The sequence below is a fragment of the Pseudomonas sp. Soil_N_39 genome (assembly GCF_057655955.1).
Window position 1 is genome coordinate 1 of sequence record NZ_JBDGLI010000026.1, and the last position, 26,341, is coordinate 26,341.

Here is a 26,341-nt window from a genome sequence, read left to right on the forward strand (position 1 = left end):
TTGAATCTCAAGGAGTTTTCCGTTTCGACTGCGCCGGAAGTGGGGCGAATTATAGACGTCCAGAATCTGCCGTCAACACCTATTTTCAGCTTTATTCGGTTTTCAACGTAATACGTGCGAAAGCCTTCTTGCCAGCCTGGCATACGTGAGTAGAACCCAGCTCATATATATAGGTGCGATCCACAACCTCACCATCTATACGCACACCACCCGAACCCAGAAGGTCTCGCGCCACTGCCGCATTCTTGACCAGACCTGCTTTATTAAGGACTGCCGCAATCGGCATATTCTCGGCAGCAGTCAATTCGATCTCTGGCAGATCATCCGGCAGCTCGCCATCCTTCATACGATTACCCGCCGCGCGATGAGCATTGGCCGCAGCTTCCTCGCCATGGAAACGCGCAACGATCTCTTCAGCCAGCTTGATCTTGATGTCCCGCGGATTGGCCCCGGCCTCTACATCAGCACGGAACGCATTGATCTCATCCATGGAGCGGAAGCTCAACAGTTCGAAGTAACGCCACATCAACACGTCAGGAATGGAGACCAGCTTGCTGTACATGACCCCCGGCGCTTCCTGGATGCCCACGTAGTTGCCCAAGGACTTGGACATCTTCTTCACACCATCCAGACCTTCCAGCAATGGCATGGTCAGGATGCACTGCGCCTCCTGACCATAACCACGCTGCAACTCACGCCCCATCAACAGGTTGAACTTCTGATCGGTGCCGCCCAGCTCAACGTCCGCGCGCAACGCGACCGAGTCATAACCCTGCACAAGCGGATAGAGGAACTCATGGATGGCGATTGGCTGGTTGGTTGTATAGCGCTTGTCGAAATCATCGCGTTCGAGCATGCGCGCCACGGTGTATTGAGACGTCAGGCGAATGAAATCCGCCGGCCCCATCTGATCCATCCAGGTGGAGTTGAACGCCACCTCGGTCTTGGCCGGATCAAGAATCTTGAAAACCTGAGTCTTGTAGGTCTCGGCGTTATCGAGAACCTGTTCACGGGTCAGCGGCGGGCGCGTAGCACTCTTGCCGCTCGGATCACCGATCATGCCGGTGAAGTCCCCTATAAGGAAGATGATCTGATGCCCCAGATTCTGGAACTGGCGCATCTTATTAATAAGCACGGTATGACCCAGGTGCAGATCGGGCGCCGTCGGATCGAAGCCGGCCTTGATACGCAGCGGCTGCCCGCGCTTGAGCTTTTCGATCAGCTCGGACTCAACCAACAATTCTTCCGCACCACGCTTGATCAGCGCTAGCTGCTCTTCAACCGACTTCATAACAGACCCGTAAGGCTCAGATTCAAAGGGCCCCAACCATACAAGATCGCACACCAAATACAAGGCATGCCCGGCGCACGGACGCCAATCCACAGAACAGAGCGTTCGTGGGCTTGCTTCGCAGGGGTTTTGGTTATATTTTATACAGTTATTTCATCTTCATCATGTCATTCATCTTTTCCAATTCATCTTTTCAAAAGTCAAAATTACTTATGACCCCAGAACCGTCTAAAGCGCCGCCGCTTTACCCAAAGACCCACCTGCTTGCCGCAAGTGGCATCGCAGCCCTCCTAAGCCTGGCGCTGCTGGTGTTTCCCTCCAGCGATGTTGAAGCCAAAAAAACGACTCTGAGCCTTGAACTGGAAAGTCCTGCTGAACAACTGACACAAGAACAAGACGCCGCCGAAGCCGTTCAAGCCACAAACGAACCGGCCGCCTCTCCTTTTGCACAGATTGAAAACAGCCCGCAAGACACTGCAAAGGCTACCGCCCAGGTAGAAGCGCCTGTCGCGGAAGAAAAGAAAGGACCGGACCATCGCGAAGTGATTGTTGCCAAGGGCGATACGCTTTCCACCCTCTTCGAAAAGGTTGGCCTGCCCTCGACATCGGTCCATGAAATCCTGGCCAGCGACAAGCAAGCCAAGCAATTCGCTCAACTGCAACGTGGCCAGAAACTCGAATTCGAACTCAATCCAGATGGACAGCTGACCAATCTGCACACCAAGCTGAGCGACCTGGAAAGCATCACCCTGACCAAAAATGACAAGGGTTATGTATTCAACCGCGTCACCGCCAAGCCTACCGTTCGCTCGGCCTACGTTCATGGCGTCATCAACAGTTCATTGTCCCAGTCGGCCGCTCGTGCCGGCCTTTCCCATAGCCTGACCATGGACATGGCCAGCGTCTTCGGCTACGACATCGACTTCGCCCAGGACATTCGCCAGGGCGACGAGTTCGACATCATCTATGAGCAAAAAGTGGTCAATGGAAAGAGCGTCGGTAACGGCCCGATTCTCTCCGCGCGCTTCACCAACCGCGGCAAGACGTACACCGCGGTGCGCTACACCAACAAGCAGGGCAACAGCAGCTACTACACCGCCGACGGCAACAGCATGCGCAAGGCCTTCATCCGTACACCGGTTGATTTCGCTCGTATCAGTTCGAAGTTCTCCGCCGGCCGAAAGCATCCGATTCTGAACAAGATTCGCGCGCATAAAGGCGTCGACTACGCCGCCCCTCGCGGTACACCAATCAAGGCTGCGGGCGACGGCAAGGTGTTGCTGGCAGGACGCCGCGGTGGCTATGGCAATACCGTGATCATCCAGCACGGCAATACCTACCGCACGCTATACGGCCACATGCAGGGCTTCGCCAAGGGCGTGAAGACTGGTGGCACCGTCAAGCAAGGCCAGGTGATCGGATACATCGGTACCACCGGCCTGTCCACCGGCCCGCACTTGCATTATGAGTTCCAGGTCAACGGCGTCCACGTCGATCCGCTTGGCCAGAAATTGCCGATGGCCGATCCGATCGCCAAGGGCGAGCGCGCGCGCTTCCTGGCTCAAAGCCAGCCCTTGATGGCCCGCATGGATCAAGAGAAAGCCACCATGCTGGCCTCGAGCAAGCGCTAAGCCATGGCGCTCTATATCGGTGTGATGTCCGGGACCAGCCTGGATGGCTTGGATATCGCACTGATTGAACTGGTCCCGGCGATCAAATTGATCGCCACGCACTACATCCCCATGCCCGCCGTTCTGCGCGCCGAATTGCTCGGATTGTGCAGCAGTGGGCCCGATGAGATCGCCCGCTCCGCCATTGCCCAGCAAAGCTGGGTAAAGCTGGCCGCAGAGGGTATCCATACCCTACTCAACGAACAAAGACTCAAGCCTGAAAACATCACGGCGATTGGCAGCCACGGCCAGACCATTCGCCATGAACCGGCCCGTGGGTTTACCGTGCAAATCGGCAATCCGGCCCTGTTGAGCGAATTGACCGGCATCGCCGTCGTCAGCGATTTCCGCAGCCGCGATGTCGCCGCTGGCGGACAAGGCGCTCCACTGGTACCGGCGTTTCACGAAGCACTGTTCGAAGAACGAGCCGGTCATCGTGCCGTGCTGAATGTCGGCGGCTTCAGCAATCTCAGTCTGATAGAACCCGCAAAACCTGTAGCCGGTTTCGACTGTGGCCCAGGCAACGTATTGCTCGATGCCTGGATCCATCAACAACGAGGCGAGCATTTCGATCGCGACGGCCAATGGGCCGCCAGCGGAAAAGTCGAACCAGTTCTGCTAAAGACGCTGCTCAGCGACCCCTTCTTCGTCACCAAAGGTCCGAAAAGTACCGGCCGCGAGGTATTCAACCTGCCTTGGCTGAGCCAGCACTTGTCGCAGTTGCCAGCCTTCGCCCCGGAGGACGTGCAGGCGACGTTGCTCGAACTGACCGCCCTGACCATCGTCGAATCACTGCAGCATGCCCAGTCGAATACCCAGGAGTTGCTGGTCTGCGGCGGCGGTGCACACAACCAGACGCTCATGAAACGCCTGGCTGAGTTGCTGCCGGATACCAAAGTCAGCAGTACGACGGTGTATGGCGTGGACCCGGATTGGGTCGAAGCCATGGCTTTCGCCTGGCTCGCCCATTGCTGCCTTGAAGGCATTCCAGGCAATCGTCCAAGTGTCACGGGCGCCCGTGGCCTGCGCATACTCGGCGCCATCTATCCAGCCTGAGATCAAAGTTGCGGACAAAAAAATGCCGCAGGCCATAAGGCTCTGCGGCATTTTTATTGAAGCACTCAGATCGAGAACGAAGAACCGCACCCACAGGTCGTGGTGGCGTTGGGGTTCTTGATCACAAAACGCGACCCTTCCAGACCTTCCTGATAATCCACCTCGGCACCTGCCAGGTACTGGAAGCTCATCGGATCGACCACCAGGCTGACCCCTTCGCGCTCGACGATGGTGTCATCGTCGGCCACTTCCTCATCGAAAGTGAAGCCGTACTGGAAACCGGAACAACCGCCGCCCGTCACAAATACGCGCAGCTTCAAACGATCATTGCCCTCTTCATCGACCAGGCTCTTCACCTTGTGCGCAGCACCGTGGGTGAATTGCAAAGCCGTGGGGGTGAAGGTTTCGACGCTCATGCTGAATATCTCCCGGCGCTTACGCCGCCATAATGCGTGATGGCGGGCATTATCCGCTTCTCCTAGAAAATCGGTCAACTATTTGCAGAGCAGCGGCAAACTGCTTTAAGGCAACATCCCCGCATGGGACAGCCCCAGGTGCTCATCCAGCCCGAACAGGATGTTCAGGTTCTGCACGGCCTGGCCGGACGCGCCCTTGACCAGGTTATCGATGACCGACAATACCACTACCAGATCACCGTCCTGCGGACGATGCACGGCGATCCGGCAAACGTTCGCACCGCGCACACTACGGGTTTCCGGATGGCTGCCAGCGGGCATTACGTCGACGAACGGTTCGTTGGCGTAACGCTTTTCAAACAATGCCTGCAGGTCCACCGAACGATCGACGACGGTTGCATACAGGGTGGAATGGATCCCGCGAATCATCGGGGTCAGGTGCGGCACGAAGGTCAGGCCAACGTCCTTGCCCGCAGCCCGGCGCAACCCCTGGCGAATTTCCGGCAGGTGGCGATGCCCTTTGACCGCGTACGCCTTCATGCTTTCCGACGTCTCGGAATACAGCGAGCCGACACTGGCGCCACGCCCGGCACCGCTGACGCCGGATTTGCAGTCGGCAATCAGGCGCGAAGCATCTGCAAGACCGGCTTCAAGCAGCGGCAAGAACCCCAACTGCGTCGCCGTCGGATAGCAACCCGGCACGGCGATCAGTCGTGCCTGCTTGATTTTCTCGCGATTGACTTCCGGCAAGCCGTAGACCGCCTCCTCGAGCAGTTCAGGCGCACCGTGGGGCTGGCCATACCATTTGGCCCACTCATCGGCGTCCTGCAGGCGGAAGTCCGCCGACAGGTCGATAACCTTGGTCCCGGCGGCCAGCAGTTCACCGGCCAGAGCGTGGGCGACACCATGGGGCGTGGCGAAGAACACCACATCGCAGGCGCCGAGGGTCTTGACGTCCGGAACGCTGAACGCCAAGCCGTCGTAGTGGCCTCGCAGGTTCGGATACATGTCGGCGACGGCCAGGCCGGCCTCGGATCGGGAGGTGATGACCACCACCTCAGCCTGCGGATGCTGTGCCAGCAGACGCAGCAGTTCGACACCGGTGTAACCCGTGCCGCCGACGATACCGACCTTGACCATAAACCTGCCCTCAACGAACCCACTGGAAAGCCGTCGATGATAGGGGCCGCAGGGCGCGGCGACAACCGTCAAGGTGACGTGTGGCCGCTCTAACCTCTACTATCGGAGCTACCGTGAACCTGGGAATAACTAAAATGCTCTATCTGTGGCTCAAAGCACTTCACATTGTCAGCATGGTCTGCTGGTTCGCCGGCCTGTTTTACCTGCCTCGCCTGTTTGTCTATCACGCCCAAAGCGAAGACAACGTCAGCAAAGAACGTTTCAGCGTCATGGAGCGCAAGCTGTACCGCGGCATCATGGGCCCGGCGATGATTGCCACCCTGGTATTCGGCATCTGGCTGCTCAGCCTCAACGCCGGCGCCTACTTCACCCAGGGAGGCTGGATGCACGCCAAGTTGACCCTGGTCGTGCTGCTGATCGGTTACCACCACATGTGCGGTGCCCAGGTGAAGCGCTTCGCCCGTGGCGAAAACACCCGCAGCCATGTCTTTTATCGCTGGTTCAATGAAGTGCCGGTTCTGATATTGCTGGCTATCGTAATTCTGGTCGTAGTCCGACCGTTCTAATCTCCAATCAGCATCCATTATCCGGGGTACTTCCAATGTCGTTGCCCGCTCTGCTTGAACAGCGCTTGCGCCTGCCCGTCGTGGCGGCGCCCATGTTCCTGATTTCCAATCCACAACTGGTGCTGGCCTGCTGCCGCAATGGCATTGTCGGCAGCTTTCCGGCGTTGAACCAGCGCGAAAGCAGCGGCTTCAAGGCCTGGCTGGAAGAAATCGAAGCAGGCCTGGCGACCCTGGAAAATCCGGCGCCCTACGCGGTAAACCTGATTGTTCATCACAGCAATCCGCGACTTCAGGCCGACCTGGCCATCTGCATCGAACACAAGGTGCCGATTGTCATCACCAGCCTGGGTGCGGTGAAAGAGCTGGTGGACGCGGTGCACGGTTACGGCGGCCTGGTGTTCCATGACGTGACGACCCGACGGCATGCCGAGAAAGCCGCCGAAGCCGGTGTCGATGGCCTGATCGCCGTAGCCGCCGGCGCAGGCGGACACGCCGGGACCTGGAGCCCGTTTTCCCTGATTGCCGAGATCCGGCAGTTTTTCGATAAGGCCGTGCTACTTGCGGGATGCCTGAACCACGGCCATCAGATTCTGGCCGCACAATTGCTCGGCGCGGATCTGGCCTACTTCGGGACGCGTTTTATCGGTACAAGCGAAAGCCACGCACCTGACGCTTATAAAGAGATGTTGCTCACATCCAGAGCCGCAGACATCGTGCATACTCCTGCGGTATCCGGGGTGCCGGCGAGTTTCATGCGCCAGAGCCTGGAGAACGCCGGTTTCGATCTCGCCGCCCTGCAGAACAAAGGCGAGGTGGATTTTGGCTCGAAACTCAAACCGCTGAACGACGAAGCCAAGGCCTGGAAAACCGTATGGTCCGCAGGCCAGGGTGTGGGTGAAATCGATGATTTGCCCAGCGTCGATCAGTTGGTGGCGCGCCTGGATGAAGAATACCGTCAGGCACAAGCCCGGGCGGCGCAGCTTGGCGGGCAATGGCCCCGCTGAACCAGCCCGAACAAACAACTACCTAACTTTCAGAGACAAGGATGCCGGGCATGAGCGAAACCCGTTTCAACATCGTATTCGACGGCGGCCTGATGCCGGGCGTCGATACCACCACCGCCAAACTCAACCTCGCCGAGCTGTTCAAGAGCGACGTCGCCGCCATTGAACGACTGTTCACCGGTCGCAAGGTGTCCCTTAAAAGCAACCTGTCCCAGAACGAGGCGCAGCAGTACCTGGAAGCCCTCAACAAGAGCGGAATCGATGCCAGGATCGAAGCCGAACCCGTCGTCCAACTGAGCCTTGGCGAAGTACAGGACGCGCCACGGCAACCGAGCGGACGCCATCCCGATTCGATCGTCGAGCCAGCCTCGCCCTACGCGCCTCCCCGCGCCGAAGTCGGTGAAGCGCTTGCCGAGTACAGCACGCTCAAACCCTTCAGCTTCGACGGACGTATCGGGCGTCTGCGCTACCTCGCCTGGACCATGGTATTGACCCTGGCCATACTGCCTTTGGTCGGCGTGGGCTTCTGGCTAGCCACGGCCTGGTTGCTGGCCTCCGACTCGATCGCGGGACTCATCGTCGGCGGCCTGCTCGCCGCCGTCGTCGTGCTTGCCTTTGCCTTCGTGAGTATCCAGTTCAACGTCCAGCGCCTGCATGATCTCGGCTGGTCGGGGTGGTTGTGGCTGATTAACCTGGTTCCCTTCGTGGGCAGCATCTTCCCGTTCATCCTCATCATCGCTCCAGGCAATACCGGCGCAAACCAGTATGGCCCGCCACCACCGCGCAATACCACGGCGGTCAAGTTGTTGGCCTCGCTCTGGCTGGTAATGATCGTCTTGATTTTCGTGGCCACGTTTGCAGGCATCTTCGGAGCCCTTCAGGAAGACTACGACAGCAGCAGCCTGAGCAGCTACGAAAGCAGCGAGTCCAGCAACGAAACCGCTGAAGAGCCCGCCGCTGAGGCAGCCGAGCCCGCTCCGCCTTCTGTAGACTATGAAGCAGAAGAGGAACAATAAGCGCGCTTCATGCCGGTGACAGCCCAGTCATTTGGCGGCGGGCTGTTGCGATGGAGAACTGCATGACCCGTTACGCACTGATCACTGGCGCTTCCAGCGGTATCGGCCTGGCCATGGCCGAAGCGCTGGCCCGGCGCGGCCGTAACCTGATACTGGTGGCTCGACAGCGTGATCGGCTGGAAAGTATTGCAATCGAACTGACTCAGCGGTTTGGCGTGGAGGTATTGTTCCGGGCTTGTGACCTGGGCGAACCGCTGAGGCTTTCCGGCTTCCTGCTGGAACTGGAGGAAGGCGAGCGGCAGATCGATCTGCTGGTCAATTGTGCTGGCATCGGCACCAGCGGGCCGTTCCTGGGCCAGGACTGGATGACCGAGCAGGACCTGATCGAAGTCAACATCCTCGCCCTGACACGGCTTTGTCACGCCATCGGTAATAGCATGGCGCTGCTCGGCGGCGGCCAGATCCTCAACGTTGCCTCGATCGCAGCATTCCAGCCTGGTCCCTGGATGAGTACTTACTACGCCAGCAAGGCCTATGTACTGCACTTCTCCGAAGCCTTGCGAGTTGAATTGAAGAAATGCGCGATCAAGGTCTCGGTGCTTTGCCCTGGTCCGACCCGGACCGGCTTTTTCTCCAAGGCACAAATGGACGAACAGAAACTCATCGACAGCAAGTTGCTGATGAGCCCGGAGGAAGTTGCCCTGTACGCCGTGCGCGCACTGGACAAGAACCGCGCCATCATCATTCCCGGACGCCGCAATCGCTGGCTGGCCGCACTGCCGCGATTGGGATCGCGATGGCTGGTCCGGACCATCGCCGGCGTGATCAACAAGGCTTATTGCCCGCGCTGATCCCTTCACGTTGAACAACCAGGCGCCTCAACCGGAGCCTTCATGATATTGGACCTCGACAAACCCAACGGAGAAAGCAGCTGTGGATACTCTGTTTACCAAGATCATCAACCGGGAAATCCCGGCAAAGATCATTTACGAGGATGACCAGGTACTGGCCTTCCACGACATCGCCCCGCAGGCACCCGTGCATTTTCTGGTCATCCCGAAAAAACCGATCCGCACGCTCAATGACCTCGCCGAAGAAGACAAGGGCCTGGCCGGGCACATTCTTTTCACTGCCCAGCGCCTGGCGCTGGAATTGGGCTGTGAAGAAGGTTTTCGCGTGGTGATGAATTGCAATGAACTGGGCGGGCAGACGGTCTATCACATTCATATGCATGTGCTGGGTCAGCGCCAGATGAACTGGCCACCGGGCTGATACCCCTGACCCAACGCAAATCTTCGGCGGCCGATTGGGTTAAACTGGCCGCTGTGATTTTTCCCGGAGGTAAGCATGACTACCCAACGTCACTACTCGCCGATTGACCGTCTGTTGCTGCAAGCCGATACCGCGATGCGCACCCTGCTGCCCTTCAGTGGCCAGCCGTACCGCCCATCACCGGCTATCGTGCAACCGGACGCGCAACTGAGTGACGAGCAAACCCGCCATGTCGCCGGATTGATGCGTATCAACCACACCGGCGAAGTCTGTGCCCAGGCGCTGTATCAGGGCCAGGCGCTGACAGCAAAGCTGCCCCAGGTGCGTGAGGCAATGGAGCACGCCGCCGAGGAAGAAATCGATCACCTGGTCTGGTGTGAACAACGCATTCGCCAGCTGGGCAGCCACACCAGCGTCCTGAACCCGCTGTTCTACGGAATGTCATTCGGGATCGGCGCCGTCGCCGGCCTGATCAGCGATAAAGTCAGCCTCGGCTTCGTTGCCGCGACCGAGCATCAAGTGTGCAAGCACTTGAATGAACACCTGGAGCAACTGCCGGCCGAGGATGAAAAGTCCCGGGCGATCCTCGAGCAGATGCGCGTAGATGAAGAACACCATGCCGAGAGTGCGCTTGATGCCGGCGGCTTCCGTTTTCCGGCCCCGGTGAAGTTCGGCATGAGCCTGCTGGCCAAGGTCATGACCAAGAGCACTTATAGGATTTGACGGTGGTTGGATAGCCATCCTCATTCCACGCAAATAGAAAAGGCGACTTCCAGTGGGAGTCGCCTTTTTTCTTTAGCTCAGGATTTCAATGCGGCGAATTGCGGGTTTCGCCATTGAGATCGACTCAACCCAATTCGATGATTTCATAATCGTGGGTGATTTCGACTCCGGCGGCACCGAGCATGATCGAAGCCGAGCAGTATTTCTCGGCGGACAGTTCGATGGCCCGCTTGACCTGGGCTTCCTTCAAGGCTCGCCCCTTCACCACAAAGTGCATGTGGATCTTGGTAAATACCTTTGGATCTTCGGTGGCACGCTCCGCTTCCAGGAAGACTTCGCAGCTTTCGACGGCCTGGCGGGATTTCTTGAGGATGCTGACCACGTCGAAATTGCTGCAACCGCCTACGCCCAGCAGGAGCATTTCCATCGGCCGAACACCCAGGTTCCGACCACCGGCTTCTGGCGGGCCGTCCATGACGACCACATGACCACTGCCTGACTCACCGAGGAACATGGCTTCGCCAGCCCATTGGATGCGTGCCTTCATCGCCAAGACTCCACTGTTAAAAAAGGGTCGCCAGCTTAGCACAGCACCTCGCCCTGACTGCTCTCCGTCTTAGGAAGCTCGTCCTGTCAGTCTGTAGGTAAATTCTCGAATCTATTAAGGACGCCTCTGTTAAGCTGGCGCCAACTCGCTGGCGTATGGCCAGCTTTTATCGATAGCCATTCGCCTCCATAAAAATCAAACCACTACACCGCGCAGTCTTTCGGGATACAACCATGGTTGCCATTACTCCCACGTTCAAGATCAAGAATCTCGACAAACTCTTGATGCATTGTCAGCGTCGCCGCTATCCAGCCAAACACAACATCATTTGCGCAGGAGAACGTTCCGACACGCTGTTTTTCATCATCAAGGGCTCGGTCACTATCCTGATAGAAGATGATGACGGTCGAGAAATGATCATCGCCTACCTCAACTCCGGAGATTTCTTCGGCGAGTTGGGGTTGTTCGAACAGGCGGGCAAGGAGCAGGAGCGCAGTGCCTGGGTGCGAACCAAGATTGAATGTGAAGTTGCGGAAATCAGCTACACCAAATTCCGAGAACTGTCCCTGCAAGACCCGGACATTCTTTACGTCCTCAGCGGACAAATCGCACAGCGCCTGCGCAATACCACCCGCAAGGTCGGTGATTTGGCATTTTTCGACGTTACCGGACGTGTCGCACGTTGCCTGCTGGAATTGTGCAAGCAGCCCGATGCCATGACCCACCCGGACGGCATGCAGATCAAGGTGACCCGCCAGGAGATTGGCCGGATTGTCGGTTGCTCGCGTGAAATGGTCGGTCGCGTACTCAAGGACCTGGAAGAGCGCAACCTGGTCAGCGTCAAAGGCAAGACCATGGTGGTGTTCGGAACGCGTTAAGCCCCCAGCAGCTGGGTCAGCCGTTCCCGGTACAGAGCCTCGAGTCGCGCCACCGCGTGAGGCGCCGGGAATTTTTCGTACAAGGCAATGTGGCTTTCGGCCCGCACTCGCTGCTCCAGGCCACAGGCTTCATTGAAGCGATTGACCGCCGCGACCATGGACTCGCGCTCGTTCTCCAGCAACAGCGCACCATGGACCAGACCCACCGGACGTTGGCCACCCTTGCTCTGGCGCCAGCGCTGAGCGGTGCCGACCATTTTCCGGCCGTCGAGGTTGACGTTGAAGCGCCCGTCGCAAAAGGCCCCTTCCACTTCTCCCAGCGAAGCTACCCCGCCCAATTCATCCAACAACTGGCAGATGGGGTCGCACAACCGGCGATACCCGGTTTCGATGCGGCCGTGGTCGCCTTCGCTGCGTGGTGGGGCGTAGACCAGGGCGATATTGACGGTGGCGGCCGACTGCGGCACCGGCTCACCGCCGGTTTCGCGCAGCAGGACTGGCCAGCCGTGGGCGGCCGATACTTCACAGGCGTGTTCGAACCCTGACAGGCGACTCAAGCGCCGCGGCATGACCAGCGCGCGATCATTGGGTTGCCAAAACAGCAGGCTGAACTCGGCGTCGCCCGCGCAGATGCTGGCCAACAGGTCCTGTTCGGCTTGCAGGCCAGCTTCGACGGTGAGGGAAATCACTGGCGACATGGATCAGTCCAGCGTCGAGCCGCTCACCGGCAGGCCTCGTTCAGGAAAGAACAGTCGCTGCAATTCCGCACCCGGGTTCTCGGCTCGCATGAATGCCTCGCCCACCAGGAACGAGTACACATCGCTGACTTCCATCAGCTCGACATCGGCCCGGTTGAGGATGCCGCTTTCAGTGATGACCAGGCGATCGCGCGGAATGCGCGGCAACAGGTCCAGGGTGGTTTCCAGGCTGACTTCGAACGTGTGCAGGTTGCGGTTGTTCACGCCGACCAGTTTGGTATCGAGGGTTTTCAAGGCTCGCTCCAACTCGTCGCCATCGTGGACTTCCACCAGGACATCCAGCCCGACACTCTTGGCCACGGCCGCCAACTCGGCCATTTTCACGTCATCCAGGGCGGAAACGATCAACAGCACGCAATCGGCGCCCAGCGCCCGAGCCTCGACGATCTGATACGGGTCGATCATGAAATCCTTGCGGATCACCGGCAACTTGCACGCCGCCCGCGCCTGCTTCAGGTAGTCGTCGGCGCCTTGGAAAAAGTCGACGTCAGTCAGCACCGAGAGGCAGGTCGCACCGCCTTTCTCGTAGCTGCGTGCGATGTCGGCTGGAACGAAGTGCTCACGGATCACGCCCTTACTGGGAGAGGCCTTCTTGATTTCGGCAATCACCGCCGGCTGTTTTTTCTTGGCCTGATCGATCAGAGCCTGGGCAAAACCGCGCGGCGCATCCGCTGAACGCGCCAGGTTTTCCAGCTCGGCCAGACTGACGCGAGCACTGCGCTCTGCCACTTCCTGGGCCTTGCGAGCCAGAATTTTTTCCAGAACCGTTGGCACGCTCATCCTTCGTTCTCCACTTTGAATACGGCGGTAAATGCACCCAACTCTTCGAGTTTTTCCCTGGCCAGGCCAGTGTGCAGTGCATCATGGGCCAGTTCCACGCCTTGCTTGAGGCTGCTGGCGTGGTCGGCGGCGTATAACGCAGCGCCGGCATTGAGCACGATCATCTCAGCGGCTTTCTGGCCGTTCTCGGTCTTGCGGCGACCCAAGGCATCGCGAATCAACTCCAGCGACTGGGCCGGGCCATCGACCGCCAGGCCGTGCAAGCTCTGGCTCTTCATGACGAGGTCTTCAGGTTCGACCCAATACTCGCTGATCTGATCATTTTTTAGTTCGGCCACGAATGTGGGCGCCGCCAGGCTGAATTCATCCAGGCCATCTTTAGAATGGACCACCAGCACGTGCTTGCTGCCCAGGCGTTGCAGAACTTCTGCCAACGGCCGGCACAACGCCAGGCTGAACACCCCAACCACCTGATGCTTCACACCGGCCGGATTCGTAAGCGGGCCGAGCATGTTGAATAGCGTACGCAGGCCCAGGTCACGGCGCGGCGCGGCAGCGTGTTTCATGGCGCTGTGATGGGTCTGGGCAAACATGAAACCAATGCCGACATTGTCGATACAGCGCGCGACTTGAATCGGCGTCAGGTTCAGGTAGATGCCGGCCGCCTCCAGCAGGTCGGCACTGCCGCTCTTGCCCGAGACTGCGCGGTTGCCGTGCTTGGCAACGGTGCAACCGGCCGCCGCGACCACAAACGACGAGGCAGTGGAAACGTTGAAGATATTGGCGCCGTCACCACCGGTGCCGACCACATCGACCACACCGTCCAGCGTCTTGAGTTCGACCTTGTCCGCCAGTTCGCGCATCACCGAAACGGCGCCGACGATTTCATCGATGCTCTCGCTCTTCATGCGCATGGCCATCATGAACGCGCCGATCTGCGCATCCGTGCATTGGCCGGTCATGATTTCGCGCATCACGTCGCGCATCTCGTCGGTGCTCAGGTCGAGATGGCCGACGATACGGCTCAGGGCTGTCTTGATATCCATGAAAAGTCCTTAGCGCGTGCCGCCGGTTTGTTTGAGGAAGTTGGCGAACAGCTCGTGGCCCTGCTCGGTGAGAATAGACTCGGGATGAAATTGCACACCCTCGATATTCAATGTCTTGTGGCGCAGCCCCATGATTTCATCCACCGAGCCGTCTTCAAGCTGGGTCCAGGCCGTCAGCTCCAGGCAGTCAGGCAGCGTTTCGCGCTTGACGATCAAGGAGTGGTAGCGGGTGACGGTAAGCGGACGATTGAGTCCCTCGAACACGCCCTTGTCCTCGTGGAATACCGGGCTAGTCTTACCGTGCATGACTTGTCGGGCGCGTACCACATCACCACCGAACGCCTGGCCGATCGACTGATGTCCCAGGCAGACGCCCAGGATCGGCAGCTTGCCGGCGAAATACTTGATGGCCTCGATGGAAATGCCCGCTTCGGTCGGCGTGCACGGGCCGGGGGAAACCACGATGCGCTCAGGCTTGAGGGCTTCGATTTCGGCGATGGTCAGTTCGTCGTTGCGCACGACCTTGACCTCGGAGCCCAGCTCGCCAAGGTATTGCACAACGTTGTAGGTAAAAGAGTCGTAGTTATCGATCATCAGCAACATGGCGTAAGCAACCTATTGAATTCACTGACTTTAAACACAGCCTTCAGAGAGTGACCCGCACGCTGCTGCGCTTGGCGAGGCGATTGATGCCCCGGCGAAGCGGTTCTACAGCGGGTGAAGAAGGCAAATCGGTACAGGTCCGGCGAGGCCGGCGGAGATTGTTCAGGCGCGCCAACGCCAACGGGCGTGTGCCTTGATCATTTGATCCAGAAGTTTGCTGACAATCGACACAGGGGAAGTCTCGTTCATACGTTCCGGCACAGTAGCTTAGCTGGGCGGAGCACGCAATATGACCGTTCTCGAAGGGCTTTGAAACAATCGCGACGTTCCGGATAGATGGCAAAACGCCGAAAGTTTTTGGTACTGTCGTTTCGTTTTCTAACAACAATAAGATAAAAACGGACTTTGCCATGATAAAGAAGACGCTGTTCGTACCGATTGCCGGTTGCTTACTGGCAATGGCCTGCGCCCAGGCGAGCGCCGCCCCCAACCCGTACTCCAAATTCATCGTGTTCGGCGACAGCCTCAACGACGCTGGCCAACTCGCCGACCCGAACGGCCCGCCCGGCTCGACCGCGCGCTATACCAACCGGACCGGTCCGATCTATGCGGACGGCAGCGGTGAAGCCTATTCGGCCAACTCCACCCAACTGCTCGGTGGGCGCCTGGGCTATTCCGCCGACGAGACCGCTGCCTCCACTTCGGCGGTCCGCGCCAACGAAGGGCTGGCAGACGGCAATAACTGGGCGGTGGGCGGTTATCGTACCGACCAGATCCTCGAATCGATTACCGGTGTGTCCGATACCGGCGAGCGCAGCCGTCCCGGCTACCTGCAATCCAATGGCCTGCGCGCCGATCCGAATGCGCTGTATTACCTTTCCGGTGGCGGTAACGACTTCCTTCAAGGCCGGGTATTGAACACCGCACAGGCGAACGCCGCCGCGGACCGCCTGGCCGACAGCGTCCAGGTACTGCAAACGGCCGGTGCCCGCTATGTGATGGTCTGGCTGTTGCCCGACCTGGGCCTGACCCCGGCCCTCAACGGCGGCCCCTTGCAGGACACCTTTTCGCAATTGGGCAATCAGTTCAACCAACAACTGATCACCCGCCTGCAAGGCATCGATGCCGAAATCATTCCACTGAACATTCCACTTTTGCTGAAGGAAAGCTTCGCCGACCCGGCAAAATTCGGCCTCGCCACCGGCGAGAATCTCACCGCGACCTGCTTCAGCGGCAACGGCTGCACGGAAAACGCCACCTATGGCATCAACAGTGCCACGCCTGATCCCACCAAGCTGATCTACAACGACGCGGTCCATCCAACCGAAACCGGGCAAAAACTGATCGCCGACTACGCCTTTTCCCTGCTCGCGGCGCCCTGGGAGCTGACGCTGCTGCCGGAAATGGCCCACTCGACCCTGCGGGCTCACCAGGATGAGTTGCGCAGCCAGTGGCAATCGGACTGGGAGGACTGGCAGGCGGTCGGCCAATGGCGAGCCATCGTCGCCGGTGGCGGCCAGCATCTGGACATGGACAGCCAGGGCAGCGGCGCCAGCGCCGACGGCAGCGGCTACAGCCTCAACGTCGGCGGCAGCTATCGCCTCAACGAGGCTTGGCGCGTAGGTGTCGCCGCCGGTCTCTACCGCCAGGACATGGAGGCAGGCCATAACGATTCGCAGTACAAGCTCAACAGCTACCTGGCCACCGCCTTCGCCCAGTTCCAGCAAAACCGCTGGTGGGCCGATGCGGCGCTGACCGGCGGCAAGCTGGATTATGACAACCTGGAGCGCAAGTTCGACCTGGGCGTCAACGAAGCGCAGGAGAAAGGCGACACGGACGGCCATCTCTGGGCATTCAGCACGCGGCTGGGCTACGACATCGCCCAGCCGGGCAGCGAATGGCATCTCTCGCCGTTTGTCAGCGCTGATTATGCGAAGGTGGAAGTCGATGGCTACTCGGAAAAGAGCAACCGCTCCACGGCCCTGACCTTCGATGACCAGACCCGCGACTCGAAACGCCTGGGCATTGGCTTGCAGGGCAAATACAACATCACCCGGCAGACCCAGGTGTTTGGCGAATATGCCCACGAACGCGAGTACGAAGACGACACGCAAAAGGTCAACATCGCCCTCAACAGCCTGCCGGCCAATGACTTCACGCTGGAAGGCTATACGCCACAGAGCCACCTGAACCGCCTGAGCCTGGGGGTCAGCCACAAGTTGACCAAGGACCTGGCGCTGCGGGGCGGCTATACGTTGCGCAAGGATGATGACATGACCCAGCAAGGGGTGAGCCTGGGGGTCAGCCTGGACTTCTGATCGAGGAGAGCCTGTGGGAGCGAGCTTGCTCGCGATAGCGGGGTGTCAGTCGACCGATGGATTGAATAGGACGCCCTCATCGCGAGCAAGCTCGCTCCCACATTTTGATCGAGTTGCGTGAAGGAACTGTGGCGAGGGAGCTTGCTCCCTCGCCACAGTTGTTTGTTGCAGGCCTTCAGTCGCTGGAGGTCTGCTCGGCCAGCGCCACGGCGCGGAACATAGCCCGGCGTTTGTTCAGGGTTTCTTCCCATTCCAATGCCGGCACCGAGTCGGCGACGATACCGCCGCCGGCCTGCACGTGCAGTTCACCGTTCTTGATGACCGCGGTGCGAATGGCAATCGCGGTGTCCATGTTGCCGTTCCAGGCGAAATAACCCACGGCCCCGCCGTACACCCCGCGCTTGACCGGCTCCAGTTCATCGATGATCTCCATCGCCCGGATTTTCGGCGCGCCGGACAAGGTGCCCGCTGGCAGGATCGCCCGCAAGGCATCCATCGCGGTCAGCCCGGCCTTCAACTGGCCGGTAACGTTGGAAACGATGTGCATCACGTTGGAATAGCGCTCGATGACCATCTTCTCGGTGAGTTTCACCGAACCGATTTCCGAGACCCGCCCGGTGTCATTGCGCCCCAGGTCGATCAGCATCAGGTGCTCGGCGATTTCCTTGTCGTCCGACAGCAGGTCCTCTTCCAGCGCCCGGTCAGCCTCCTCCGTGGCGCCACGGGGGCGAGTGCCGGCGATCGGTCGCACGGTGATCAGGTTGTCCTCGACCCGCACCAATACTTCCGGCGAACTGCCCACGACATGGAAGTCGCCGAAGTTGAAGAAGTACATGTAGGGGGTCGGGTTGAAGCAGCGCAGCGCCCGATAGAGATCGATGGGCGCGGCCTTGAAGTCGATGGACATCCGTTGCGATGGCACCACCTGCATGCAGTCGCCGGCGAGGATGTATTCCTTGATGGTATCGACGGCCCGTTCGTAATCGTCCTGGGTGAAACTGGAGCGGAACACCGGGTCGGTCGCCGACTGCTTGCTGAAATCCAGGCCGGGACGCGGCGTGATCGGCTGACGGAGTTTTTCCAACAGCGTCTGCAGGCTTTTCTGTCCTTGCTCGTAGGCATCTTCCCGGGAAGGGTCGACCAGAACGATGGCGTGCATCTTGCCAGCGAGATTATCGAAGACCACGACGGCGTCGGAGACCATCAGCAATATGTCCGGCACGCCCAGCGGATCGGGGTTTGGACAAGCGCCCAGACGCTTTTCCACGTAGCGCACGCAGTCGTAGCCGAAATACCCCACCAGGCCACCATTGAAGCGCGGCAGGCCGGGGATGGTCGGCACGTTGTAGCGGGCCTTGAAGGTTTCAACGAACGCCAGCGGGTCTTCGACCTCGTGGCTTTCAATTTCGACACCGTCGTGGGTCACGCTGATGCGATGGTCATGGACCCGTAGCACCGTACGGCACGGCAGGCCGATGATGGAGTAACGGCCCCACTTTTCCCCGCCCTGCACCGATTCGAGCAGGTAGGAGTTGGGCTGGTCGGCCAGCTTGAGGTAGATCGACAGCGGCGTGTCGAAGTCGGCCAGGGTTTCGCAGGCAAGGGGGATGCGGTTGTAGCCGGCAGCGGCTAGACGCAGGAATTCTTCGCGGATCATGGGGTGCCTCGTGGCAAGAGGAGCTGACAGTCAGGTATGCAAACGCGCCGGATAACCGGCCAGGATCACGTCAGGCGCGCCAACGCCAGCGGGCCAGGGCCTTCATGACTTTCATCCAGAGTTTGCGAGTGACCACCACGATGGCGTTTCCAGAAGAGGATTGAACAGCGTCGGGCAACGTTATCTCAGCCGCCGGGTCCAGGCAACCGGGAATTAACAGACGCAAATCGTCGATCACCAGCGTCGGAAACTCTTCGGCTATGGGCCGGCCGTGGTTGTAGCCGTAACTCAGCGCTACGCATTTGACCCCTGCCGCCTTGGCCGCCAGCACATCACTGCGCGAGTCGCCGACGAACAAGGATTGGGAGGCCGGGATGTTGGCCATTTTCATCACGAAGAACAGCGCGGCCGGGTCAGGTTTTTTCTGCGGCAAGGTATCGCCGCCGATGATCCAGCGGAAATAACGGCCGATTTTCATCTGGTCCAGCAGCGGTGCGACGAAGCGTTCCGGTTTGTTGGTGATCAGGGCCATTTCCACGCCCTGCTGTTTCAGCCACTTGAGGGTGGACCGCACGCCGGGGTAGACCACTGTCAGTGGGTGATCGCCTTCGTAGGCTTCATTGAACAACCCCAGCGCCCGCTCGGCCTCGGCATCATCGACCCCTTGGGCGTCGATATCATTGGCCAGGGCCCGGCGCACCAACATCGGCGCACCGTTACCCACCCAGTGGCGCACCGAGTCGATGCCGGCGGGCGGGCGTCCGAGCTGGAGCAGCATACTGTCCACGGCCGCCGCGAGGTCCGGGACCGAATCGACCAATGTGCCATCGAGGTCGAACATCACCAGACGCGGCAAGCTGCCGGGGAACAGCTGCTCGAAGCCGCTCATGGGCGCGCCAGGGCCAGTTCGGCGCGCATTTTTGCAATCACCTCTTCGTAGTTCGGTGCGTTGAAGATCGCCGAACCCGCGACGAACGTATCGGCGCCGGCCGCGGCGATTTCACGGATATTGTTCACGTTCACGCCACCGTCGATTTCCAGGCGGATATCACGGCCCGAGGCATCGATCAGCGCACGGGCTTCGCGCAGCTTGTCGAGCGTACCCGGGATGAACTTCTGCCCGCCGAAGCCAGGGTTGACGCTCATCAGCAGGATCATGTCGACCTTGTCCATCACGTACTTGAGCACGTCCAGGGGCGTGGCCGGGTTGAACACCAGGCCGGCCTTGCAACCGCCCTCGCGGATCAACTGCAGGGAGCGGTCGACGTGCAGCGTGGCTTCAGGGTGAAAGGTGATATAGGTGGCACCGGCCTCGATGAAGTCACCAACGATGCGGTCCACCGGGCTGACCATCAGGTGCGCATCGATCGGCGCGGTGACGCCGTACTTGCGCAGCGCTGCGCAGACCATCGGGCCGATGGTCAGGTTGGGTACGTAGTGGTTGTCCATGACATCGAAGTGCACGATGTCGGCCCCGGCGGCCAGAACGTTGTCCACTTCCTCGCCCAGGCGGGCGAAGTCGGCGGAGAGAATCGACGGAGCAATAGCGAAGGGCTGCATGACGCACCTGTTTTGAGCGAAATCACGATGGCGCGCATTGTATACCTCCAGATTTGGCGCGCCCACCGTGACCGTCGATCAATACGCCGCGCGGTAGATCTTCTCGATATCGGCGGCGCTCAGTTGGCGCGGATTGTTGCGCATCAGACGCTCGATCCCCGCCGCTTCCAGCGCCATCGAGGGAATCACGTCCTCGGTCACGCCCAGGCCGCTCAAGCCCTTGGGAATTTCCACGGCGGCACACAGCGCGACCATGGCCTCCACGGCTTCGTCGGCCGCTTCCAGATCACTCAGGTGAGCGGTCTTGAGGCCCATGGCTTCAGCGATGTCGCGCATGCGCTCGACGCAGGCCATTTTGTTCCACGTCATGACATACGGCAGCAACAAGGCGTTGGCGACGCCATGGGACACGTGAAAGCGCCCGCCCAATGGATAGGCCAGCGCATGCACCGCCCCGACCCCGGCATTGCCGAATGCCATGCCGGCCATCAGGCTGGCCGTGGCCATGTCCTCACGGGCTTGCAGGTGCGCGGGGTTGGCATAGGCCTTGGGCAAGGCGCGGGTGATCAGTTTGATTGCGCCGATGGCCAGGGCATCGGTGATCGGCGAAGCATTCAGCGACAGGTAGGCCTCGATCGCATGCACCAGCGCATCGACGCCGCTGGCAGCCGTGACGCTGCGCGGGCAAGTGAGGGTCATCTGTGGGCTGACCAACGCCACGTCCGGCAACAGAAAATCGCTGACGATGCCTTTTTTCAGTTGCGCGGCCTTGTCGGAGAGGATCGCCACGTTGGTGACTTCCGAACCGGTACCGGCCGTGGTGGGGATGGCAATCATGGGCGGGCCTTTGCGCGGCACCTGGTCGACGCCGAACATATCCTGCAGCTCGCCGTGGTACCCGGCATAGACGCCCACGCACTTGGCGATGTCGATGGCACTGCCGCCGCCCAGGCCGATCAGGCCATCGTGACCGCCGTCGCGGTAGGCTTGCATGCAGTCCTCGACAATGGCGATTTCCGGGTCCGGCATGACCCGGTCGAAAATCTCGTAGTCGCGTCCGCCCAGGTGTTGCAGGGCCAGCTCCACGGTGCCGGACTTGACCAGCGCCGCGTCGGTCACGATCAGCGGATTGTCGACATCCAGTCGCGTCAACTCGGCGGCCAGTTGCTCGATGGCAGCGGCACCCGTGATCAGTTTATGGGCGATCTTGAATGAGGAAAGACTCATGTGCGCGGCCTCTTATTCGAGTATGGGCTGGCACAAGGATAGCTCGGTATTTAAGGTTGTCTTCCATTCAGCCCATGAATACACCGCAAATCCATTGTGGGAGCGGGCTTGCTCGCGAATGCGGCGGAACATTCAATATAAATGTCGACTGACACACCGCTTTCGCGAGCAAGCCCGCTCCCACATTGGTTTTGCGTTGGGCCTCAGACCTGGGCAGTACGCAGCTTCTCGCTACGCCCACGCAACCACTCCAGGGTCAGCAGCAGAATCACCGAGAAAGCAATCAGCAAGGTCGCCGCCGCCGCGATGGTGGGGCTGAGGTTTTCGCGGATACCGCTGAACATCTGCCGTGGCAACGTGGCCTGCTCAGGGCCGGCCAGGAACAGGGTCACCACCACTTCATCGAACGACGTCGCGAAGGCGAACAGGGCGCCGGAGATCACGCCTGGGGCTATCAACGGCAGGGTCACCCGACGAAATGCCGTCAGTGGCGAAGCCCCGAGGCTGGCGGCGGCGCGAACCAGGTTGTGATTGAACCCCTGCAAGGTCGCCGACACCGTGATGATGACGAACGGCACACCCAACACGGCATGGACCACGATCAGCGAGAAGAAACTGTTGCCCATCCCCAGCGGTGCGAAGAACAGGTAGCTGGCAACGCCGATGATCACCACCGGCACCACCATGGGTGAAATCACCAAGGCCATCACCAGCGCCTTGCCTGGGAAGTCACCGCGAGTCAGGCCAATGGCCGCCAGCGTGCCAAAGATCATCGCCAGCAAGGTCGCCGCCGGGGCCACGATAATGCTGTTCTTCAACGCCCGCATCCATTCCGCCGAGGCGAAGAAATCGTGGTACCACTGCAGCGAGAAGCCTTGCAGCGGGTACACCAGGAAGCTGCCGGAGTTGAACGACAGTGGAATGATCACCAGCACCGGCAGGATCAGGAACAACAGGATCAACCCGCAGAGTATGCGCAGACTGTAGAACCACACCCGTTCGATGGGGGACATGTAAGGACTCACCATTTTCGATCTCCCCTTAGCTCAGGCGCAGGCGACTGGCGCCCACCAGCCAGCTGTAAATCAGATAAAGCACGATGGTCGCCAGCAACAGCAGCCCGCCGAGCGCCGTGGCCATGCCCCAGTTGATGCTGGTGTTGGTGTAGAACGCGACGAAGTAGCTGACCATCTGGTCGTTCGGGCTGCCCAGCAGCGCCGGCGTGATGTAGTAGCCGATGGCAAGGATGAACACCAGCAGGCAACCGGCGCCGACACCGGCATAGGTCTGCGGGAAGTACACCCGCCAGAAACTGGCGAACGGATGGCAGCCCAGGGAAATCGCCGCTCGCATGTAGGTGGGCGAGATACCTTTCATCACGCTGTAGATCGGCAGGATCATGAACGGCAGCAGGATATGGACCATGGAGATATAGACACCGGTGCGGTTGAATACCAGTTCCAGGGGCTTATCGATGACGCCCATGGCCATCAGGCCACTGTTGATCAGGCCGCCCGACTGCAGCAGCACGATCCACGCGGCGACTCGCACCAGAATCGAGGTCCAGAACGGTAGCAACACCAGGATCATCAACAGGTTGCTTTGGCGCGACGGCAGGTTCGCCAGCAGGTAGGCCAGCGGATAGGCCAACACCAGGCAGATCGCGGTGATCACCAGGCCCATCCAGAACGTACGGGTGAAAATATCCAGGTAAATCGCCTGGTCGGGGGTGGCCGGGGCCAGTTCGCCGAGGTCATCGATGCGGTGATCGACGGCCGCCAGCAGGTAATACGGGGTGACGTCACTGGTGTTGCGGCGAATCACCTGCCAATACGCCGGGTCGCCCCAACGCTCATCGAGGTTTTCCATGGCTTCTTTATAGGAAGCCGGCTCGGTGGCAAACGGCAACGCCCGAGCAGTCTTGGTCAGCAGGCTGCGATAGCCGGCCAGTTCCATGTTCAAGCGCTTGGACAAGTCGCCCAGGGTCTGATTCTTGCGGGCTTCGGCCAGGTCTTCACTGGCAGCCTTGTACACCGGCTCGCCCGGCAAACCGCGTCCGTCCCAGGCCGCGACGGCAGCGACGGTGCGGGGCATGGCGCCCACCACTTCCGGGTTGCTGACGCTTTTGAACAGCAGCGCCACGATCGGCACCAGAAACACCAGCAACAGAAACAGCACCAGCGGCGCGATCAAGGCCTGGGCCTTCCAGCGGTTGACCCGCTCGGCACGCTTGAGCCGCTGCTTAAGGGTGGGGCTGGTGCCCGCGTTCAGTGGAACGGCGATGGCCATGGCGAACTCCGCAAATCTTTTTATCGTTACAGGGGCGGCGGACCGCCTCTGTTCTTTTGAAACACCCGAGTTGATGCAGGAACCTGTGGGAGCGAGCTGGCTCGCGATGGCTGCGGCACACTCAATACTGAGGTGCCTGACAGACCGCTATCGCGAGCAAGCTCGCTCCCACATGGATCTCATCCGGTTTCAGACCGTCGAGTTACTTGGCCGCCCAGGAGTTGAAACGCTGCTCCAGTTGCTCACCGTTGTCAGCCCAGAAGCTGACGTCGATCTGCACCTGGTTGGCGATGTTTTCCGGGGTGGTCGGCATGTCTTTCAGGACATCCTTGGCCAGCAACGGCACAGCCTGGGTATTGGCCGGGCCGTAGGCGATGTTTTCCGAGTAGGTTTTCTGCTGCTGCGGTGCCACCGAGAAGGCGATGAATTTCTTCGCCGCTTCGGCACGGGTCTTGTCCAGGCCGCGCGGGATGGCCCAGGCGTCGAAGTCGTAGATGCCGCCGTTCCACACCACTTTCAGGTTGCTTTCTTTCTGTACCGCAGCGATCCGGCCGTTGTAGGCCGAGCTCATGACCACGTCACCGGAAGCCAGGTATTGCGGCGGCTGGGCGCCGGCTTCCCACCACTGGATGTTTGGCTTGAGCTCGTCGAGCTTCTTGAACGCACGATCCTGGCCATCTTTGCCAGCCAGCACCTTGTAGACGTCTTTCGGCGCTACGCCGTCGGCCATCAAGGCGAATTCCAGGGTGTACTTGGCACCTTTACGCAGGCCGCGCTTGCCCGGGAATTGCTTGGTGTCCCAGAAGTCCGCCCAACTGGTCGGCGCGGTCTTGAGTTTGTCGGCGTTGTAGGCCAGCACGGTCGACCATACGAAGAAACCTACGCCGCAAGGCTGAATGGCACCCTTGACGTAATCCTCGGCCTTGCCGAACAGGGCCGGATCGAGTTGCTCAAACATGTCCTCGTCACAACCACGGGACAATTCCGGGGACTCGACTTCCACCAGGTCCCAGGAAACGCTCTTGGTATCGACCATGGCCTTGACCTTGGCCATTTCGCCGTTGTACTCGCCAGCCACGATCTTGCCGTTGCCGGCCGCTTCCCACGGTGCGTAGAAGGCTTTGACCTGAGCCGCCTTGTTCGCCCCGCCGAAAGACACCACGGTCAGGTCCGGGCCCGCCGCCATCGCGCTTGCCGTACCCATCATGCCCAGTGTCAGGGCTGTGAACTTCAGGGATCTCAACATTTATTGTTCTCTCCACGTGCAGGGTTGGTGTTGGTACAGCAGGGGGCGATCAATTCGCCTCTAAAAGGGGATCGAGCGCACGCACATGCTCGACTTGCCAGCCAAGCGGAACCACGTCCCCGACGGCGAGCGCGGGATCGAGCTCGGCAATCGGCTGTTTCACGAAGAAGTCGTTCTTGCCGCAGACTTCCAAGCGAACCCGGACGTGGTCGCCCAGATAGATGAATTCCGCCACCCTCCCTGAGAAGCGGTTGACACAGTGTTCGCTGACGCCGTTGAGGCTCACCCGTTCCGGACGGATCGACAGGGTCACCGGCTCGCCGGGCTGGCCGACGTTCACCGCCAGGGCCTCGACTTTCTCGCCGCGCGCCAGCTCCACCAGGCAACGATCGCCAGTGTGGCTGTGCAGGCGACCGTTGAGACGGTTGTTTTCGCCGATGAAGTTGGCGACGAAGGTATTTTTCGGCTCTTCATACAGGGTGCGCGGTGGGGCGATCTGCTGGATTTCGCCCTGGTGGAATACCGCCACGCGGTCGGACATGGTCAAGGCTTCGCCCTGGTCGTGGGTCACGTAGACCACGGTCACGCCAAGGCGCTGATGCAGGTGCTTGATTTCCATCTGCATGTGTTCGCGCAATTGCTTGTCCAGCGCACCAAGAGGTTCATCCATCAGCACCAGCTGCGGCTCGAACACCAGCGCCCGGGCCAGGGCCACCCGTTGTTGCTGGCCGCCGGACAATTGCGCCGGGTAGCGTTGGGCGAAGCTGTCCAGCTGGACCATGCTCAGGACGCGCTTGACCCGATCGCTGACGTCGCTCTTGTTCAGGCCTCGCACGGTCAACGGGAAAGCGAGGTTCTCGGCGACAGTCATATGGGGGAACAAGGCGTAGTTCTGGAACACCATGCCGATGTCGCGCTTGTGTGGTGGCACATTGTTGATCGAGCGCCCGGCCAGCAGGATCTCGCCGGCGGTTGGGGTTTCAAACCCGGCGAGCATCATCAGGCTGGTGGTCTTGCCGGAGCCTGAAGGCCCAAGCAGGGTCAGGAATTCGCCTTTGCGAATGTCCAGGTTAAGGTCTTTGACGATCAGGTTCTCGCCGTCGTAGCTCTTCTGCACACCACGAAAGCTGACCAGCACATCGCTGGCCCCCGCGCTTGAATCGACCTGGCTCATACCCGCACCTTTTGTTTTGATGACTGCTTGTGAATCAAGCCTAGTGGAGCCTGGGGTCCGCGCAAATCGGGACGCAGGAGAGAATCGCCTCAGCCGGATGGAAG

General features: G+C 60.0%; 26 protein-coding genes. 10 read left to right on the forward strand and 16 right to left on the reverse strand.

What is annotated here, in order from left to right:
* Nucleotides 1-91: 91 nt before the first annotated feature.
* Nucleotides 92-1,291: a tyrosine--tRNA ligase gene (gene tyrS / locus AC3A5O_RS26645; protein ID WP_487753937.1), complete on the reverse strand. Its 1,200-nt coding sequence runs from the start codon at nt 1,289-1,291 to the stop codon at nt 92-94.
* 212 nt (nt 1,292-1,503) lie between these two features.
* Between tyrS and AC3A5O_RS26650 the strand changes: the two genes are divergently transcribed.
* A complete protein-coding gene (locus AC3A5O_RS26650; protein WP_122566712.1) occupies nt 1,504-2,922 on the forward strand; it encodes a peptidoglycan DD-metalloendopeptidase family protein in 1,419 nt (472 codons plus the stop codon).
* Between the two features lie 3 nt (nt 2,923-2,925).
* Nucleotides 2,926-4,017, forward strand: coding sequence for an anhydro-N-acetylmuramic acid kinase (locus tag AC3A5O_RS26655; RefSeq protein WP_122566711.1), 1,092 nt, complete (start codon nt 2,926-2,928; stop codon nt 4,015-4,017).
* A 65-nt stretch (nt 4,018-4,082) separates the two neighbouring features.
* Here the strand turns inward: AC3A5O_RS26655 and erpA are convergent, their stop codons facing one another.
* Together erpA and argC are read right to left on the reverse strand one after the other, a co-directional pair.
* A complete protein-coding gene (gene erpA / locus AC3A5O_RS26660) occupies nt 4,083-4,433 on the reverse strand; it encodes an iron-sulfur cluster insertion protein ErpA (RefSeq protein ID WP_003206114.1) in 351 nt (116 codons plus the stop codon).
* Nucleotides 4,434-4,538: 105 nt separating this feature from the next.
* Nucleotides 4,539-5,573 (reverse strand): N-acetyl-gamma-glutamyl-phosphate reductase, encoded by a 1,035-nt coding sequence (argC, locus tag AC3A5O_RS26665; RefSeq protein WP_305468663.1) that lies wholly within the window; start codon nt 5,571-5,573, stop codon nt 4,539-4,541.
* A 134-nt stretch (nt 5,574-5,707) separates the two neighbouring features.
* Between argC and hemJ the strand changes: the two genes are divergently transcribed.
* The 6 genes from hemJ (at nt 5,708) to coq7 (ending at nt 10,154) form a co-directional block, all read left to right on the forward strand.
* A complete protein-coding gene (hemJ, locus tag AC3A5O_RS26670) occupies nt 5,708-6,139 on the forward strand; it encodes a protoporphyrinogen oxidase HemJ (RefSeq protein ID WP_122566709.1) in 432 nt (143 codons plus the stop codon).
* A gap of 35 nt (nt 6,140-6,174) precedes the next feature.
* Nucleotides 6,175-7,143, forward strand: a complete 969-nt coding sequence (locus AC3A5O_RS26675) for an NAD(P)H-dependent flavin oxidoreductase (RefSeq protein WP_487753938.1) — start codon at nt 6,175-6,177, stop codon at nt 7,141-7,143.
* A 50-nt stretch (nt 7,144-7,193) separates the two neighbouring features.
* Nucleotides 7,194-8,159, forward strand: a complete 966-nt coding sequence (locus tag AC3A5O_RS26680; RefSeq protein WP_122566707.1) for a DUF805 domain-containing protein — start codon at nt 7,194-7,196, stop codon at nt 8,157-8,159.
* A 62-nt stretch (nt 8,160-8,221) separates the two neighbouring features.
* The gene (locus AC3A5O_RS26685) at nt 8,222-9,010 is read left to right on the forward strand and encodes an SDR family NAD(P)-dependent oxidoreductase (RefSeq protein ID WP_122566706.1); all 789 of its coding nucleotides are present in this window, start codon (nt 8,222-8,224) and stop codon (nt 9,008-9,010) included.
* Nucleotides 9,011-9,092: 82 nt separating this feature from the next.
* Nucleotides 9,093-9,431, forward strand: coding sequence for a histidine triad nucleotide-binding protein (locus tag AC3A5O_RS26690; protein ID WP_003206124.1), 339 nt, complete (start codon nt 9,093-9,095; stop codon nt 9,429-9,431).
* Between the two features lie 75 nt (nt 9,432-9,506).
* On the forward strand, nt 9,507-10,154 hold the full coding sequence (gene coq7 / locus AC3A5O_RS26695) for a 2-polyprenyl-3-methyl-6-methoxy-1,4-benzoquinone monooxygenase (RefSeq protein WP_060740380.1): 648 nt from the start codon (nt 9,507-9,509) through the stop codon (nt 10,152-10,154).
* A gap of 124 nt (nt 10,155-10,278) precedes the next feature.
* Here coq7 and AC3A5O_RS26700 read toward each other — a convergent pair whose 3' ends face one another.
* Nucleotides 10,279-10,701 (reverse strand): OsmC family protein, encoded by a 423-nt coding sequence (locus AC3A5O_RS26700; protein ID WP_305468665.1) that lies wholly within the window; start codon nt 10,699-10,701, stop codon nt 10,279-10,281.
* A gap of 233 nt (nt 10,702-10,934) precedes the next feature.
* Between AC3A5O_RS26700 and crp the strand changes: the two genes are divergently transcribed.
* Nucleotides 10,935-11,579, forward strand: a complete 645-nt coding sequence (gene crp, locus AC3A5O_RS26705) for a cAMP-activated global transcriptional regulator CRP (protein WP_122566705.1) — start codon at nt 10,935-10,937, stop codon at nt 11,577-11,579.
* Here crp and AC3A5O_RS26710 read toward each other — a convergent pair.
* Genes AC3A5O_RS26710 through AC3A5O_RS26725 form a run of 4 tightly spaced genes read right to left on the reverse strand, consistent with a single transcriptional unit; the run spans nt 11,576 to nt 14,766 of the window.
* Nucleotides 11,576-12,277, reverse strand: coding sequence for a lipoate--protein ligase family protein (locus AC3A5O_RS26710; protein ID WP_305491202.1), 702 nt, complete (start codon nt 12,275-12,277; stop codon nt 11,576-11,578). The two genes, crp and AC3A5O_RS26710, sit on opposite strands and share 4 nt — an antisense overlap.
* 3 nt (nt 12,278-12,280) lie before the next feature.
* Nucleotides 12,281-13,117, reverse strand: a complete 837-nt coding sequence (gene trpC, locus AC3A5O_RS26715; protein WP_122566703.1) for an indole-3-glycerol phosphate synthase TrpC — start codon at nt 13,115-13,117, stop codon at nt 12,281-12,283.
* A complete protein-coding gene (trpD, locus tag AC3A5O_RS26720; protein WP_487753939.1) occupies nt 13,114-14,163 on the reverse strand; it encodes an anthranilate phosphoribosyltransferase in 1,050 nt (349 codons plus the stop codon). The genes trpC and trpD overlap by 4 nt, the downstream gene beginning before the upstream one ends.
* Before the next feature lie 9 nt (nt 14,164-14,172).
* The gene (locus AC3A5O_RS26725) at nt 14,173-14,766 is read right to left on the reverse strand and encodes an aminodeoxychorismate/anthranilate synthase component II (protein WP_018928869.1); all 594 of its coding nucleotides are present in this window, start codon (nt 14,764-14,766) and stop codon (nt 14,173-14,175) included.
* A 410-nt stretch (nt 14,767-15,176) separates the two neighbouring features.
* Between AC3A5O_RS26725 and estP the strand changes: the two genes are divergently transcribed.
* A complete protein-coding gene (gene estP, locus AC3A5O_RS26730; RefSeq protein ID WP_487753940.1) occupies nt 15,177-17,084 on the forward strand; it encodes an esterase EstP in 1,908 nt (635 codons plus the stop codon).
* Nucleotides 17,085-17,259: 175 nt separating this feature from the next.
* Here estP and trpE read toward each other — a convergent pair whose 3' ends face one another.
* From trpE to AC3A5O_RS26770, 8 genes are all read right to left on the reverse strand, one after another.
* Nucleotides 17,260-18,741 (reverse strand): anthranilate synthase component I, encoded by a 1,482-nt coding sequence (gene trpE / locus AC3A5O_RS26735; RefSeq protein WP_460081474.1) that lies wholly within the window; start codon nt 18,739-18,741, stop codon nt 17,260-17,262.
* Nucleotides 18,742-18,811: 70 nt separating this feature from the next.
* On the reverse strand, nt 18,812-19,630 hold the full coding sequence (locus tag AC3A5O_RS26740; RefSeq protein ID WP_122566699.1) for a phosphoglycolate phosphatase: 819 nt from the start codon (nt 19,628-19,630) through the stop codon (nt 18,812-18,814).
* Entirely contained in the window at nt 19,627-20,301 is a 675-nt protein-coding gene (rpe, locus tag AC3A5O_RS26745) for a ribulose-phosphate 3-epimerase (RefSeq protein ID WP_122566698.1), read from the reverse strand. The genes AC3A5O_RS26740 and rpe overlap by 4 nt, the downstream gene beginning before the upstream one ends.
* A gap of 78 nt (nt 20,302-20,379) precedes the next feature.
* Nucleotides 20,380-21,528: an iron-containing alcohol dehydrogenase gene (locus AC3A5O_RS26750; RefSeq protein ID WP_122566697.1), complete on the reverse strand. Its 1,149-nt coding sequence runs from the start codon at nt 21,526-21,528 to the stop codon at nt 20,380-20,382.
* A 203-nt stretch (nt 21,529-21,731) separates the two neighbouring features.
* A complete protein-coding gene (locus AC3A5O_RS26755; RefSeq protein ID WP_122566696.1) occupies nt 21,732-22,556 on the reverse strand; it encodes an ABC transporter permease in 825 nt (274 codons plus the stop codon).
* A gap of 13 nt (nt 22,557-22,569) precedes the next feature.
* On the reverse strand, nt 22,570-23,817 hold the full coding sequence (locus tag AC3A5O_RS26760) for an ABC transporter permease (RefSeq protein WP_122566695.1): 1,248 nt from the start codon (nt 23,815-23,817) through the stop codon (nt 22,570-22,572).
* Nucleotides 23,818-24,019: 202 nt separating this feature from the next.
* Nucleotides 24,020-25,063 carry an ABC transporter substrate-binding protein gene (locus AC3A5O_RS26765; protein WP_122566694.1) on the reverse strand — a complete coding sequence of 348 codons (1,044 nt, stop codon included), beginning with the start codon at nt 25,061-25,063 and terminating at the stop codon, nt 24,020-24,022.
* Between the two features lie 49 nt (nt 25,064-25,112).
* Nucleotides 25,113-26,237, reverse strand: coding sequence for an ABC transporter ATP-binding protein (locus tag AC3A5O_RS26770; RefSeq protein ID WP_122566693.1), 1,125 nt, complete (start codon nt 26,235-26,237; stop codon nt 25,113-25,115).
* Nucleotides 26,238-26,341: the final 104 nt, after the last annotated feature.

Bases quoted from the DNA above. Each gene is read 5' to 3' on its own strand.
- AC3A5O_RS26700 (WP_305468665.1), bottom strand. From the start codon at position 10,701: ATGAAGGCACGCATCCAATGGGCTGGCGAAGCCATGTTCCTCGGTGAG.
- argC (WP_305468663.1), bottom strand. From the start codon at position 5,573: ATGGTCAAGGTCGGTATCGTCGGCGGCACGGGTTACACCGGTGTCGAA.
- AC3A5O_RS26760 (WP_122566695.1), bottom strand. From the start codon at position 23,817: ATGGCCATCGCCGTTCCACTGAACGCGGGCACCAGCCCCACCCTTAAG.
- AC3A5O_RS26770 (WP_122566693.1), bottom strand. From the start codon at position 26,237: ATGAGCCAGGTCGATTCAAGCGCGGGGGCCAGCGATGTGCTGGTCAGC.
- AC3A5O_RS26765 (WP_122566694.1), bottom strand. From the start codon at position 25,063: ATGTTGAGATCCCTGAAGTTCACAGCCCTGACACTGGGCATGATGGGT.
- rpe (WP_122566698.1), bottom strand. From the start codon at position 20,301: ATGCAGCCCTTCGCTATTGCTCCGTCGATTCTCTCCGCCGACTTCGCC.
- AC3A5O_RS26680 (WP_122566707.1), top strand. From the start codon at position 7,194: ATGAGCGAAACCCGTTTCAACATCGTATTCGACGGCGGCCTGATGCCG.
- AC3A5O_RS26725 (WP_018928869.1), bottom strand. From the start codon at position 14,766: ATGTTGCTGATGATCGATAACTACGACTCTTTTACCTACAACGTTGTG.
- AC3A5O_RS26750 (WP_122566697.1), bottom strand. From the start codon at position 21,528: ATGAGTCTTTCCTCATTCAAGATCGCCCATAAACTGATCACGGGTGCC.
- tyrS (WP_487753937.1), bottom strand. From the start codon at position 1,291: ATGAAGTCGGTTGAAGAGCAGCTAGCGCTGATCAAGCGTGGTGCGGAA.
- erpA (WP_003206114.1), bottom strand. From the start codon at position 4,433: ATGAGCGTCGAAACCTTCACCCCCACGGCTTTGCAATTCACCCACGGT.
- estP (WP_487753940.1), top strand. From the start codon at position 15,177: ATGATAAAGAAGACGCTGTTCGTACCGATTGCCGGTTGCTTACTGGCA.
- AC3A5O_RS26650 (WP_122566712.1), top strand. From the start codon at position 1,504: ATGACCCCAGAACCGTCTAAAGCGCCGCCGCTTTACCCAAAGACCCAC.
- AC3A5O_RS26685 (WP_122566706.1), top strand. From the start codon at position 8,222: ATGACCCGTTACGCACTGATCACTGGCGCTTCCAGCGGTATCGGCCTG.
- crp (WP_122566705.1), top strand. From the start codon at position 10,935: ATGGTTGCCATTACTCCCACGTTCAAGATCAAGAATCTCGACAAACTC.
- AC3A5O_RS26675 (WP_487753938.1), top strand. From the start codon at position 6,175: ATGTCGTTGCCCGCTCTGCTTGAACAGCGCTTGCGCCTGCCCGTCGTG.
- trpC (WP_122566703.1), bottom strand. From the start codon at position 13,117: ATGAGCGTGCCAACGGTTCTGGAAAAAATTCTGGCTCGCAAGGCCCAG.
- hemJ (WP_122566709.1), top strand. From the start codon at position 5,708: ATGCTCTATCTGTGGCTCAAAGCACTTCACATTGTCAGCATGGTCTGC.
- AC3A5O_RS26655 (WP_122566711.1), top strand. From the start codon at position 2,926: ATGGCGCTCTATATCGGTGTGATGTCCGGGACCAGCCTGGATGGCTTG.
- trpE (WP_460081474.1), bottom strand. From the start codon at position 18,741: ATGATCCGCGAAGAATTCCTGCGTCTAGCCGCTGCCGGCTACAACCGC.
- trpD (WP_487753939.1), bottom strand. From the start codon at position 14,163: ATGGATATCAAGACAGCCCTGAGCCGTATCGTCGGCCATCTCGACCTG.
- AC3A5O_RS26710 (WP_305491202.1), bottom strand. From the start codon at position 12,277: ATGTCGCCAGTGATTTCCCTCACCGTCGAAGCTGGCCTGCAAGCCGAA.
- AC3A5O_RS26755 (WP_122566696.1), bottom strand. From the start codon at position 22,556: ATGGTGAGTCCTTACATGTCCCCCATCGAACGGGTGTGGTTCTACAGT.
- coq7 (WP_060740380.1), top strand. From the start codon at position 9,507: ATGACTACCCAACGTCACTACTCGCCGATTGACCGTCTGTTGCTGCAA.
- AC3A5O_RS26740 (WP_122566699.1), bottom strand. From the start codon at position 19,630: ATGAGCGGCTTCGAGCAGCTGTTCCCCGGCAGCTTGCCGCGTCTGGTG.